Below are 14,299 nucleotides of genomic sequence, written 5' to 3' on the forward strand. Positions count from 1 at the left end.
TTTGCATAACAAGACAACCTTTTCATAAAAAGAAACCGAGACTAATAATTTAATAACTAAGAACGATACTATGAAACGAACATGAATTTTCTTCATTCAAAATTCACAAACAGAAATGATTAAAATTTATGTGAGTTTCTGAATGTATTCAAGCTTTTTGGCCATTCAGAAATCAAAAAAAATTATACAAATGAAACCAAGAGAGAGAGTATTAAAAGCATTTAAAAAGTTGCCCGGATTACCCGACAGAATTCCTGTTCAGTTTGATTTATGCCGCCAGCTGGCCGACTACTTTGGAGAAAAGCTAAACATCCCGGTAAACTACACCGATAATTTGTACGAAGACGTAACTTACCGGATTAGTGCCAACGAGTTACGTGTTGCTATGGGAAGCGATGTTGTTGTAACGGGTGCTTCTGTTTCCAATGATTATAAAATTGAGAAAGATGAAAATGGTCATTGGTTGAATGAATATGGGATGAAGATGAGGAAAGGAGCAATTTACGTAGAGGTAGTTGATTACCCGTTGGCAAATGCGCAAACAAAATCAGACATCGATAATTTTAAATTTCCCGACCCTCTTGCCCCTGGTAGATACGACGATGCAGAGAGGCTGATTGAAAAATATCATGATGACTACTTGGTCTTTGGCGATATAGAAGTAACTGTTTTTTCGCTGGCCCATCAACTGGCCGGTATGGAAAAACTGCTTATTGATATGATGATGGAAACGGAATATGTTGTTCCGTTGTTCGAAGCATGTGGCGAATTTCAGACACAAATTGGATTGCAGCTAATTGAAAGGGGAGTGGATGCTATCTGGTTTGGCGATGACTTTGGAACCCAATCCAGCCTTATTATTCCTCCCGAAATTTTTCGGTCGCAGTTAAAGCCAATTTACAAAAAAATGATCGACCGGTTTAAAGCTGCTAACCCCAACGTTATTCCCATTTTACATTGCGATGGTGCAGTAGCTGACTTGTTAGACGACATACGGGAAATAGGATTTGAAGTTTTTAATCCCGTACAGCCCGGCGTTCCCGGGCATCTTCCCAAAGATATGAAGGAGAACTTTGGCGATAAATTTGCTTTTTGGGGAGCAATTGATCAACAGGATTTACTCCCCAACGGAACAGATGACCAACTGGAAAAAGACATTGTTGAAAAGATGAATATCCTGGGAAAAAATGGTGGATATATGATTGCTCCGGCTCACATTTTGCAGAATGATGTTTCTCCGGAAAGAGTACAGAAATTTATCGAGTTGTGCCTCAAACACGGGAAAATATATGAGTAATGAAAAGTTTTAACAGGTGCAAATATATTTGAAAACAGACGGCTGCCTGTAATAGTAGCCGTTTGTTTTCAATAAATCGGTAGGCAGTTAAAATTTGCTTTTTTTTTGTGTGAAATGCCGGAGCACATGTTTGGTGTTTTTATTACTACAGAAATGAAGGAGCTTAAATGATTTAGTATGAATTATAAAGGAATTGTATTTTTATTTTTACTGGCATTAAATGTCATTGTTTTACCTGCATTTGCATGTACTAATTTAATTGTTTCAAAAGGTGCTTCCCAAGATGGTTCGGTGATGATAACTTATGCTGCCGATTCACATATCCGTTACGGAGCAGCCGTTTTTTTGCCCGCTGCCGACCATCAGCCCGGCGATGTTTGCGAAGTGTATCATTACGAAAACGGAAAGTTTATGGGAGCAATCCCCCAGGTGGCTCACACCTATTCGGTGGTTCATTTTATGAATGAATTTCAGGTTGCTGTTGGCGAATCAACATTTGGAGGGATGGGAGCATTGTACGGTCAGAAAGACGCCATTCTTGATTACGGATCGCTTATGCGCATTGGCTTGCAGCGGGCAAAAACAGCACGCGAGCTGATAAAAGTAATGACCGAACTGGTTGCCGAATATGGTTATGCGTCTGGTGGCGAGTCATTTTCTATCTCTGATTCAGAAGAGGCATGGATTATGGAAATGATTGGTAAAGGCAAATTTGGCAAGGGCGGTGTCTGGGTGGCACGCCGTATTCCTAATGATTGTGTTTCTGGTCATGCAAATCAGGCACGCATTACAACTTTTCCTTTTCAAAAAGCAAATAATTGGGATGATTTTCAGCAAACAGTATATCATTCCTCCGACGTGATCTCTTTTGCCAAAGAACATGGGTTTTATAAAGGCGAGGACAAAGATTTTAGTTTTGCCGATGTGTATAATCCAATGACTTTTGGCGGCGCCCGTTATTGCGATGCACGTGTTTGGTCATTTTTTAGAAAAATAAATGAGGACATCAGAAATAACCAGAATATTACTGATTTTGCAATGGGGAAGCTTGAATTTGATGACGCGTTTTCTGACGGAAGCGCAAACCCCAATGGCTATCCGTCAAATCGTCTTCCCTTGTGGGTAAAGCCTGATTCTGCAATTTCTTTGCAACAGGTTATGAATGCCATGCGCGACCACTACGAAGGAACTCCGATGGACATGACCAAAGGCGTTGGTGCGGGCCCGTTTGAAAGCCCTTACCGGTGGCGCCCGATGGAGTTTGAAGTGGACGGGCAAAAATATTTAAACGAAAGAGCCATCGGAACCCAGCAAACAGGATATAGTTTTGTTGCACAGTCACGCAACTGGCTTCCTGCACCTGTGGGAGGTATCATATGGTTTGGCGTTGACGATACTGATGGCTCTGTTTACACTCCGTTTTATTGCGGAATTAAAGAAGTGCCCGAAAGTTACCGCGAAGGAAACGGGTCGATGATTAGCTGGTCGGAGACGTCGGCTTTCTGGACTTTTAATCAGCTTACCAATTTTACTTACACGCGCTACAATACCATTCATCCCGAAGTAAAAGAGTACCAGCAAGAATTGGAGACCCGGTTTGTGGAAGAAGTACAGCTGGTTGATCTATTGGCGGAAAAACGTTTTGACGAAAACCCGGATTCTGCAAGAGATTACCTCACTCAATATTCTGTTTATACCGCAAATAAACTGGTAAAGGACTGGAAAGATTTCTACCACTACCTGTTTATGAAATACATGGACGGAAACGTGAAAGAAGCAGAAAACAGGAGATTGAAAGATAATGGAAACGGAAAAAATATTCCACCTAGACCCAACCATCCGGGTTACGGAGAAGAGTGGGAGAGAATGATGATTCAGGGAACCGGCAATTTGCTGAAAGTACCCGTGGAAAAGAAATGAAAATAAAGAAATCAATCAATTCATTAATAGTAGTAGAATGAAAAAAATAGTAGCCCTTTTTATCGCGGTTTGGTTTGCCGGAACATCTTTTGCGCAAATCAAAAACGAAAATCTAACCCAATATGTAGATCCGCTTATTGGAACCCGGGAAATGGGACATGTGTTCCCCGGCGCCTGTGTGCCGTTTGGTATGGTGCAGCTTAGCCCCGATACGGACACTATTCCATTTGCTGTGGACGGGAAATATACCGGAACTGTATATCGCTACTGTGCCGGCTACCAATATAACGATCCAACCATTGTCGGATTTAGTCATACCCATTTTAGTGGAACCGGGCACTCCGATTTGGGCGATTTTTTAATTATGCCTACTGTTGGGAAATTGCGACTGAACCCGGGAACCGCAGATCATCCCGAATCTGGCTACCGTTCACGGTTTAGTCACCAAACAGAAAAAGCGGCTCCTGGATATTACCGCGTAAAACTTGATGATTATAAGATTGATGCAGAGGTGACCACTGCCGAACATGTTGGGTTTCATCAATATACATTCCCCGAAAGTGACGATGCCCACATCATTCTCGATTTAACACACGGCATCTACAATTACGAAGGAAAAGTGCTGTGGTCGCAGGTCTGGGTTCAAAATGATACCTTGGTTACCGGTTATCGCATTACCAGTGGTTGGGCACGAACCAACTATCTGTATTTTGCTATGGTGTTTTCAAAACCGATTGAAAATTTTGGGTGCAGAAACGAAGAGGATTTGGTTTATAAAGGCTTCTGGAGAAAATTCGACCAGGAGAATAATTTCCCGGAAATGGGCGGGCGCAAGCTGAAAACGCATTTCGATTTTAAAACCAGCGAAGGAGAAAAGGTAAAAGTGAAATTTGCAATTTCTGCTGTTAGTACGGAGGGCGCTTTGAAAAATCTGAAAGCAGAAGTTCCGCATTTCGATTTTGAAAAAGTAAAAACAGATGCCAATGCGAAATGGCAAAAAGAACTGGAAAAAATAGCCATTGACGCAACCCCTGAAAAGAAAGTAACTTTTTATACTTCGCTCTACCACACGTTTATTAATCCGGTGGAATACATGGATGTGGATGGGCAGTATCGCGGAATTGACCACCAAATTCATAGGGCTGACGGTTTTGTGAATTATTCTGTCTTTTCGTTGTGGGATACCTACCGCGCGCTGCACCCGCTGCTCACGTTGATTCAGCCTAAACGTACATCAGATATGATAAATTCGATGTTGGCTCATTACGACCAGAGTACGCTCGGGATGCTTCCTGTTTGGAGCCATTTTGGAAATGAGAACTGGTGTATGATTGGTTACCATGCAGTGCCTGTAATTGCTGATGCTTGGGTAAACGGTATTCGTGGTTTCGATCCGCAACGTGCGCTGGATGCGTGTATTTCTTCCTCCACAAATAAGTATTACGGAGATATAACTGATTATTTGGAGTTGGGCTACGTTCCGTATGATAAAAATAAAACCGGCTCTTCGATGACATTGGAATACGCATACGACGACTGGACTATTGCTCAATTGGCAAAATCTATTGGGAAAGACGACGTAGCTAAAGTTTATGAAGAGCGTTCGCAAAACTGGAAAAAACTGTTTAACGACGAAACAGGTTTTGTGGGTGCCAAAGACAGTAAGGGAAACTGGAAAGAACCTTTTGACGCACTGCAAACACACGATGAAGGGTTTATTGAAGGAAACTCATGGAACTATTCACTTTATGTTCCGCAAGACATTGCAGGTCTCATTCGGAAAATGGGAGGGAACGATTATTTCTGCGATCATCTCGATTCTTTGTTTAGCATGCATTTGCCCGACAAATATTTTGCGGAAACAGAAGATATTACGCGAGACGGATTAATTGGTTGTTATGTTCACGGAAACGAACCCAGCCATCATGTTGCTTACATGTACAACTGGGCAGGCAAACCCTGGAAAACGCAGGAACGTGTTCAGCAGATTATTAATACCATGTATTTAAACAAACCAGACGGGTTATGTGGAAACGATGACTGTGGACAAATGTCTGCATGGTACATATTTTCTTCCCTTGGATTTTATCCTGTTTGCCCTGGCTCAGGCGAATATTCAATTGGTTCTCCCTCAGTTAAAGAAGCGAAGATTCAGTTGGGTGAAGGGAAAGTTTTGGTCGTAAAAGCGCATAACGTTTCTGATAAAAACATTTACATTCGGTCGGTTACTCTAAATGGAAAGCCATTAAAAGCGCCGTCTGTTTCCAATAAGGAAATTAGAAATGGTGGTGAATTGATTTTTGAGATGGGAAGCCGTCCTGACAGAAAATTGTTTGGTGGAAAACAGTAAACTGATTGATTTCAGTTTCAGAAGGAATTAGGTTTGTTATTTCTATTGAAAAATGTTGGTACATTTTGATTTGTTCATTCAGATAAATAACGTATTTTGAAGGTTAGAAAGTGATAGGAGAAAAGTTTACCGTACATTGATGTAACGAGGAGCAGATTGTAATAAGATTGCTTTAAAGAATCAGATAGTGAGATGATTCTTAATTGGTAAATAGTTTCCAGTTCGCATGTTTTGTACGGACTACTGGCCTTTTAATAATGTGATATGTTCAAAAACAAAATGTAAATGAAAGATTTAAAACACCCTTCCTCTTGGAAATACTCCAGCAGCATCGACGAGGGCTTTTTTGAGGTAGTTACTCCTGAAAATTCGGCATGTAAGCTAACCTGGGTTTTTCGTTTAAACCTAAAAAAGGGAAAGTCTTACAGTCTGAGCGATAAAAAGCTGGAGTTGAATGGTGTTGTAATTAAAGGGAGCGTCAGTATCAGGCATAGCTCAGGTGAACGTGGGTTGGATAAATTTGATTCGTTTTATTTGCCGGCAAAAGATCAGCTAACCATCATGGCAAAAGACGACTGTTCGCTGTTTTTCGGCGGAAGTTTGTACGAAAGGAGAGGCGAATATTTTGTTCGGGAATATGATTTGTCGATTCCGCTTGGAGGGATACACCAGATTCATGGCACGCCACCGTTCAGCCGGGAGGTGTTTATGACCGTTTCTGAAAAAGATGTAGCTTCCCGGTTAATCTGCGGAATAACTGTCGGAGAGCCGGGAGCATGGACGAGCTGGCCGCCACATCAGCACACCCTGGATTTGGAGGAAGCGTATTGTTATTTCGATATTCCCGACCGAAGTTCTGTCCTTCACTGTTGTTCCAGGCAGCCCGGGAAAATAGAGTTTGTGCATCCAGCGTCGGCAGGCGATTGTGTAATTGTTCCCGAGGGGTACCATCCAACGGTTGGAATACCGGGCGTGAAGAGTTGCTATTTTTGGGTTATGGCGGCACATTCTTCCCAAAGCAGGAGATACGACTTGGCGGTGAACGACCCAATTTATTGATAGACTCGAAAAATTTAGCAGATTACAAGCCGGTTTTTTTAGCCTTACAATAGTAGTACAAAAACATACAGCGATAAAATCTTAATTCTCTCTGTATGTTTTTGTTAAATAGTATTCTTGTTGTGAGGGATTTTTTCTTGTTGTAATAAGTCAGTGTGCTAATCACTTATTTGTAAAATAGTTACAAAAAAGTATGTTTTAGAAACTTATTGCTTCTTTTTTTTTATCGGATTTTCCTCTAAATTTGATACAATGTTCAGTGTTGAGACAAGGAGAGAGCTTCAAAACGGAAATCCGGAAGCGTATAAAGAGGTATTCCGGTTACTGTATCCTCGCTTGAAAGGCTACTGTAAACTGTTTTTGGATGATGATGATGAGGTAGGAGACATCATCCAGGAGACGTTTATTAAGCTTTGGGAAAAACGCGATTCAATTGAACTAAACGGAAGTGTAGAAAGTCTCATCTTTATAATGACAAGAAATCGGTGCCTGAACGTTTTAAAAAATAAGCGTTTGGAATCCCAGAAAATCGATACTGAAAAACTGAATGTAAATGACCTGCAATACCTCTATCAGTTAGACTTTTCGGAGAAAGAAGAAAGAAGCCTCGAAGAAATGCTGATCCTCTCTTTTCAGGAGGAGGTGGAAAAGCTCCCTGCCAAAATGAAAACCGTTTTTGTTAAATGCAAAATTGAAAACAGGAAACAGCAGGAAGTTGCCGAAGAGTTGGGGATTAGTATTAAAATGGTAGAGAAACACATTGCCCGGGCAAAAGAGCAGATACGCCGTCAGTTGCTTAAAAAACATCCGCTTTTGTACATTTTAATCCTGTTGTTGCTGTAGTCGTTTATTTTTCATAATGGCTTGCAAAAGTTAAACAGAAGCGCCTTTCAAAATTTTTTCAATTTGAATGTTATTTTTTTGTGATCAGAGGTAGGGTTTTGGTGTGCGGTATTGTACTCATTATAGAATATATGTTATGAGGCAAATCGCTTATAAATATTTTGAAGACCAGGCCACAGAAGCAGAAAAAAGAGAGCTGCTGGAATGGCTGCGGCATAAAGAGAATCGATTAGTTTTTAGTAAGTTTAAGTTAGACTGGGAGAGTGATTTGGGGCACGACTGGTTTCCTGTTGGTGGAGGAAAAACCTGGAGTCGGCTTCAAGAAGAGCTTTGGAAGAGAAGCTTTAGCAGATGGCAGGATTCAAGAAAAACCTATAAATTTTTGAGGATTGCTGCCATCTTCTTTTTTGTTCTGAGCGTCGGCAGTTTCTCGTGGTTTTACATCAATCAGCGCCACGCTATGCCCGAAATATTTACCAGCGTTGTTACTGACAACGGACAGATGTCTAAAGTCGAGCTGCCCGACGGTTCGAAAGTTTGGCTGAACTTTGGTTCCCGAATTTCCTACAGTAATTACTATTCTGCAGAAAACAGAAAGGTTACGCTTTTTGGAGAAGCTTATTTTGATGTTGTCAAGAACGAAGATTTGCCGCTTATTGTTGATTGTAATGGGTTGCTTGTAAGGGTTCTCGGTACAAAATTCAATGTAAAAGCATATAATGAACCTCATGGCTCAATAGAAGTTGTGCTGGAAAAAGGGCAGGTAGAACTGGAGAATCCTAAATCGGGCGATGTGTTTTATAAAATGAAACCGGGAGAAAGGGTTCAGATTGATATGTTAAACAATCGCTATTCTGCCGGAATGGTAAATACTTTTCGTTACACATCCTGGAAAGAAGGAATTATTAATATCCACGATCAGTCTATTGAAGAACTGATTAAACAACTGGAAAAACGTTATAAACAGCAGTTTGAACTTGCAGATGACGTAAAAAGACTACGCTATACTTTTACCATCGAAAATGAATCTCTGGGAGATGTCTTAAAACTGATGGAACATATTACCCCCATAAAAGTGAAGCAAAAAGATGATATTATTACTATCAGCGCTGACGAAACTAAATTAAAAAAAGCTGGTGGCTAAGAAAAAACCGGAGATGCGGCAACATCTCCGGTTGGCTACTTACCATCGGCAAATGGTAAATAAATTGTTGTACTAAATCATTGTAAAATTATGAAGAAAATCCGAATTATCGGGAGAGATATCTCTCCTTTTTGGAACAAATGCTTTAGACTTATGAAACTAACATTTTTGTTCTTTTTTATCGGGCTGATGCATTTATATGCAAGTGTGTACAGCCAAACTACTACGCTTTCGCTGGAAATGCGAAACGCGAGAGTGGCCGAAGTTCTTGACGCAATCGAGAACCAGTCTGAATTTCGTTTTGCATACAGTTCTGGTTTTGTTGATCTCAACCGGGAAGTAACTGTTGACATTCACAACAAAACAATCGACGAATCACTTAAATTAATATTTGCCGGAACTGGTGTAGAATATGGTATTTTTGATCGTCACATTATTCTTTACCTGGAAGGAATGGATGCCTCTGGTAACCACCGGAAGGGAATGTCTATGACCGATCAGCAACAGGCCGTTTCCGGACAGGTAACTGATACCAACGGGCAGCCTTTGCCGGGTGTAACTGTTGTGGTAAAAGGTACTACTCAGGGTACAGTAACCAATGCCGACGGAAACTACTCTTTCGCCGGTGTTTCGAGTGATGCGACGTTGCAGTTTTCGTTTGTGGGTATGCGTACCGAGGAAGTTGAGGTAGGTACTCAAAGCCTTATAAACATTGTACTGGAGGACGAATCTATCGGCATTGAAGAAGTTGTTGCCGTTGGGTACGGAACAATGAAAAAGAATGACTTAACCGGTAGTGTCAGCCAGGTTTCCGGAGAAGATTTGAAAAACGTGGGAGTTCGTTCCGCTGCAGATGCTTTGCAGGGACGGTCTGCCGGGGTAATGGTAACTTCTACCAGTGGAAGCCCGGGGTCTATGGGAGCTGTCAGAATCAGAGGTGTCGGAACCGTTAATAACAACGACCCGCTTTTCGTAGTTGACGGACTGCCTCAGTCAGGCATTGGCTGGCTTAATCCCAACGACATCGAATCAATCGAAATTCTGAAAGATGCTTCTGCTACATCTATTTACGGTGCACGTGCGGCAAACGGGGTTATTATGGTAACAACAAAATCAGGTAAAACCGGCGAGCAATATTCAAGTAGTGTTTCGTTCGACATGTACGTTGGTTTTCAGAATCCTGAAAAACGGTACAATATGTTAAACGCAGAGCAGTTTATGGAGTTTAAAAACAGAGCGTACACCGCTACCGGGCAGGCGCTTTTAGACGATTTTTCCACTGCTGAAAAGAGGGAGCAAATTCTTCAGTTCCTTGAAAAAAATACCGGAAGCCGGGAAGGTACCGACTGGTGGAATGAAATTATGAATAAAAATGCTCCGATGCAAAGTTACAATGTTGCAGTTTCCGGAGGATTAAAGAAAATGAATTACCATTCGAGCCTTGGTTACATGGGGCAGGACGGTATTGTAAAGAATTCCGATTACGAACGTATCTCCTGGAGGAATACGTTGAATTCAGAATTGACAGACTGGTTTAAATTGTCGGCAAACGTTGGTATTATTTATGAAGATCGCCGTAATATCGATGAAGCAAATCCTTATTCCGGAACAATTTTCTCTGCCATGACGGCGGACCCGATTACTCCCGTGTATCGCGACAACCTTGTTGATGTTCCTTCATTTCTTGCTGCTAAGTTGATGTCGGGGTACGAGCCCAGTAATCCGTTCTCAAAATATGCCGGTATTCTTTATTCCAATAAACCTAACCCGGTGGCGCAGGTAAATCTAATGGGCCAAAGTATTTGGGAAGGAATCGCCATAAAAAGCGGGTTGAAAAGTGAGGTTTCGCTGTTTCCTTGGTTAAAATTCAGAACTAATTTTGGTCTGGATTTGAGCAGAGGTATTTCAAAAGGTTTCACTCCTTCGTATTACCTGAACGGGTATCAGAATTCCACAGATGCAAGAGTTAGCCGGACGTACTACAACACCAATTACTGGGTTTGGGACAACACCCTTACTTTCGAAAAAACATTCGATTTACACCATGTGTTGGCAATGGTTGGTACTTCTGCAGAGCAGAATAAATACGAACAAACAGGCGCATCAAAAGACGGAACAATCAATAACAACGAAGATCAGCGCATTTTAAACGCAGCAACGAAAAATCCGGCAGCCAGTGGCTACGATGTTACAAGCTCAATTAACTCCTATTTTGGCAGGTTCTTTTATACTTACCACGACAGGTATTTGCTGACCGTTAACGTTCGCCGCGACGGATCGTCAAATTTTGCAGAAGGAAACAGGTGGGGAGTTTTTCCGTCGTTTTCTGTTGGCTGGATTTTCAGTGAAGAAGAGTTCGCCAAAAAGTACGATTTCCTTTCTCTGGGAAAACTTCGTTTAGGGGCTGGTGAAATAGGAAACCACAACATAGGAAGTGGAGCTTACTTGTCTACTTTTGGCAACAGCGGCTACTACGTTTTTGGTAACCCGAGAATGCCATTTTTAAGTGGAGGACGCACCGGCGTTGGAAATCCCAACATCCAATGGGAAACCACAAAACAGATCAATATTGGGTTGGATGTAGGTCTCTTCAATAATAAAATTACGTTCACTACCGATTACTTTAAAAAGACAACAGAAGACATGTTGGTTCAGGTACCGCTGCCAACATCGTTTGGTTATCCCAATACTCCGTGGACCAACGCGGGAAGTGTAGAAAATAAAGGGTTCGAATTTGAGGTGAGCTACAAAGAGAGAATTCGTGAATTCAGATTTTCTGTAGATGCCAACCTTTTTACGTTTAAAAATAAAGTGATAAGCCTTGGTGGTGGCGAGCCCATTAACGGATCTACCCACCTCGGAAACATGACACATACCAGAACCGAAGTTGGAATGCCTATTGGTTATTTCTACGGCTGGAAAACAGACGGTATATTCCAGTCCCAGTCAGAAATAGATGCGTATGTAGGCGCAGATGGAGCACTTATTCAGCCAACTGCTTTGCCGGGTGACCTTAAGTTTTTGGATATAAACGGAGTGGATGAAGACGGCAATGTGGTAGAAGGGCCGGACGGCGTATTAAACGATGCCGACAGAACAATGGTTGGTAACCCGTTCCCTGATTTTACATGGGGCTTAACGCTAGGTGCCGAATACAAAGGATTCGATTTGTCAATCTTCTTCCAGGGATCGGTAGGAAACGACATTCTTAATATTATTAAATATGATATTCGTTCAGGAGCCGGATGGTACAATGCTCCCGACGATATGCTTGACATTGCCTGGAACGGAGCCGGTACATCAAATACCCAGTTCGCAATTAGTGCCAATTCAAGGCAAAATCTTCAAATGTCAGATTGGTATGTTGAGGACGGAACCTATGTGCGATTAAAAAATGTTCAGCTTGGCTACACAATACCCAAACAGTTGTTGAAGAATTTGAACAACAGCATCAGAGTATGGGTTGGAGGCCAAAACCTGTTGACAATAACCAATTACACCGGGCTCGATCCTGAAATTGGTTCTTCAGATCCCAAATTTATGGGTATCGATCAGGGATTCTATCCGCAATCCCGCATTTTTATGATGGGTGTTAATGCAACATTTTAATTTTTAAAACTTAAACAATGAAAAGCAAATATTATTTTTTGGTCATATTAATCTTTTGTATTGCCGGGTGCTCAGAAGATTTTCTGGATAATCCGCCAAAAGGGTCTTTCTCTGAGGAGGTGTTTTTTAAGACTGAAGATGCCGGGATAAAAACTGTTGTTGGTTGCTACAAACCAATGGACGACCATTGGAACTTTCAGGTAATGTGGTACGACGTGGGGAATATTATTACCGATGATTCCAATAAAGGAGGCTCCGATGCCGGTGACGGTATCCGGAAAACCGAAGTAGGGAGTGGAAGACCTCTGCCAACAAATGTAATGTTGAATAATTTGTGGAATCACCGATACAGTGCCATTGCAAAATGTAACACTGCTCTCGAAAATATTACACTGGAAACACCGCTGATTAAAGCTGGCGGAGCTTATGTAACCGATGGGGAAAAAGCCAGATACATCGCTGAAGTTAAATTCTTACGTGGATTTTATTATTACGGTTTGGTTACTGTCTTTGGCGGAGTTCCGGTTGTTACAACAACCCTTTCTCCAGATGAGAAGAATTCTTTAACGCGGGGAAGTATCGATGAAGTTAAACAGCAAATTTATAACGATTTGCAGGCGTGCATTGACGAGCCTAATATGCCCACCAGCGCCTCTTTGCCAAGTGCTGAATTTGGCCGGGTAACAAAAGATATTGCCTATGCTTTTAAAGCGAGGGTACATATGTTTTTCGACGAATATGCACCGGCAAAAGATGCAGCCTGGCAGGTTATTAATTCCGGAACATTTGGACTTCAGGACGATTACCAGGATCTGTTTAATAGTTATGAAGACGGATATTTCTCAAAAGAATCTGTTTTTACAATTTTAAGGGAATACAATCCCGGTTATACCGGCTCCAGTGTTGTGCCGCAGATGAATATCGGCCGAAATAATTTAGGAGGCTGGGGAGGCGACTGCCCCACTCAGGATTTGGTAGATGAATACGAAGTTGGAGATGCCCGGTTAATTCATACGGTTATTCAGGATGGTGACGAATTTATGAAGAATGACGGATCAATTGAAGTTCATAATTATACCGGATACGATAATAATACCGGTTACCACAGCAGAAAAGCTTATGTTCCTCACCAACGCAGACCCGACGGTGGCCTTTGGCAGATCGACTGGACGTTCTACCTGATTCGTTATTCAGATGTATTATTAACCTACGCCGAAGCACTGCTGGAAACAGGAGGTGACAAGCAGGAAGTGGCTAACTATATCAATATGGTTAGGCGGAGAGCTTTCCTAACAACATCGCGCACCGACGACTGGGCATATATGCGCCAGATTGTGATTCCGGAAGTTACCGAACAAGAGTTCGAGTCAAATTACAAGGTAAAAGCTTCAGACGATTTGAAAGCCGCAATTAAGCACGAACGGAGGGTCGAACTCGGAATGGAAGGCCTCAGGTATTACGACTTAATGAGGTGGGGCGATTTTATCTCAACCATGCAGGCATTCTCTAAGCTTCCGTATGCAAACGGTAAAGGAGCAAAAGTAGATAGCGAAACATGGCCTTACCCGATTCCTCAAACGGAAATTGATAGAACTGCTGGCTCCATAAAACAGAATCCGGGATACGATTAATAAATACGTAGAATAAATTTTATAAAGTAGATTAAGATACTTGAGTGGCTGCCAAAAAATGATTGCATTGTCGGGATTTTCCGGAAACGGGGTGTTCAAAGTCGACAGGTATTTTTTGGCAGCTTATTTTTTCTCCAAATAATTGAATTAGAAATTAATTGTCGGAAGGATTGTGAAAAAAATGAATTTCAAAGAAGTGCTTCTTCGGGAAATAACTCAGATCTGGTAATTGAGTGTAGCATTTTGAATAAGCGTTTTGTTGTGTTCATGCTTTTCTTTCGATGTCAAATATTAAATACCATGACCAATATTAACCGAAGGAAATTTGTAAAAGCCACGGCCCTGGCAGGTGCCGGGCTGACCATTGTACCCGGCACCGTGCTGGGCAAACGTTTCGGCCACGTATCGCCAAGCGACAAGCTGAACATTGCCGGAGTAGGCGTAGG

The 14,299-nt window shown here is 41.8% G+C and carries 9 protein-coding genes; all 9 read left to right on the top strand.

Annotated features, from left to right (window positions below; genetic code table 11):
- The first annotated feature begins 190 nt into the window (after nucleotides 1-190).
- The gene (locus BUB08_RS18950; RefSeq protein WP_073003508.1) at nucleotides 191-1,297 is read left to right on the top strand and encodes a uroporphyrinogen decarboxylase family protein; all 1,107 of its coding nucleotides are present in this window, start codon (nucleotides 191-193) and stop codon (nucleotides 1,295-1,297) included.
- Between the two features lie 177 nt (nucleotides 1,298-1,474).
- On the top strand, nucleotides 1,475-3,217 hold the full coding sequence (locus tag BUB08_RS18955) for a dipeptidase (protein ID WP_073003501.1): 1,743 nt from the start codon (nucleotides 1,475-1,477) through the stop codon (nucleotides 3,215-3,217).
- A 37-nt stretch (nucleotides 3,218-3,254) separates the two neighbouring features.
- Complete coding sequence (locus BUB08_RS18960) at nucleotides 3,255-5,567, top strand: GH92 family glycosyl hydrolase (protein WP_073003502.1); 2,313 nt, start codon at nucleotides 3,255-3,257, stop codon at nucleotides 5,565-5,567.
- A 285-nt stretch (nucleotides 5,568-5,852) separates the two neighbouring features.
- Nucleotides 5,853-6,626 (top strand): 5-deoxy-glucuronate isomerase, encoded by a 774-nt coding sequence (locus BUB08_RS18965; protein ID WP_073003503.1) that lies wholly within the window; start codon nucleotides 5,853-5,855, stop codon nucleotides 6,624-6,626.
- A gap of 252 nt (nucleotides 6,627-6,878) precedes the next feature.
- Nucleotides 6,879-7,469, top strand: a complete 591-nt coding sequence (locus BUB08_RS18970) for an RNA polymerase sigma factor (protein ID WP_073003504.1) — start codon at nucleotides 6,879-6,881, stop codon at nucleotides 7,467-7,469.
- A gap of 136 nt (nucleotides 7,470-7,605) precedes the next feature.
- A complete protein-coding gene (locus BUB08_RS18975) occupies nucleotides 7,606-8,613 on the top strand; it encodes a FecR family protein (RefSeq protein ID WP_073003505.1) in 1,008 nt (335 codons plus the stop codon).
- A 153-nt stretch (nucleotides 8,614-8,766) separates the two neighbouring features.
- Complete coding sequence (locus tag BUB08_RS18980) at nucleotides 8,767-12,222, top strand: TonB-dependent receptor (RefSeq protein ID WP_217651662.1); 3,456 nt, start codon at nucleotides 8,767-8,769, stop codon at nucleotides 12,220-12,222.
- Between the two features lie 17 nt (nucleotides 12,223-12,239).
- Nucleotides 12,240-13,853 (top strand): RagB/SusD family nutrient uptake outer membrane protein, encoded by a 1,614-nt coding sequence (locus BUB08_RS18985; RefSeq protein WP_073003506.1) that lies wholly within the window; start codon nucleotides 12,240-12,242, stop codon nucleotides 13,851-13,853.
- Between the two features lie 300 nt (nucleotides 13,854-14,153).
- On the top strand, nucleotides 14,154-14,299 hold a 146-nt coding region (locus BUB08_RS20170; RefSeq protein ID WP_139249798.1), incomplete at its 3' end, for a twin-arginine translocation signal domain-containing protein.

The organism is Mariniphaga anaerophila (genome assembly GCF_900129025.1).
In the GTDB taxonomy this organism is placed as follows: Bacteria; Bacteroidota; Bacteroidia; order Bacteroidales; family Prolixibacteraceae; genus Mariniphaga; species Mariniphaga anaerophila.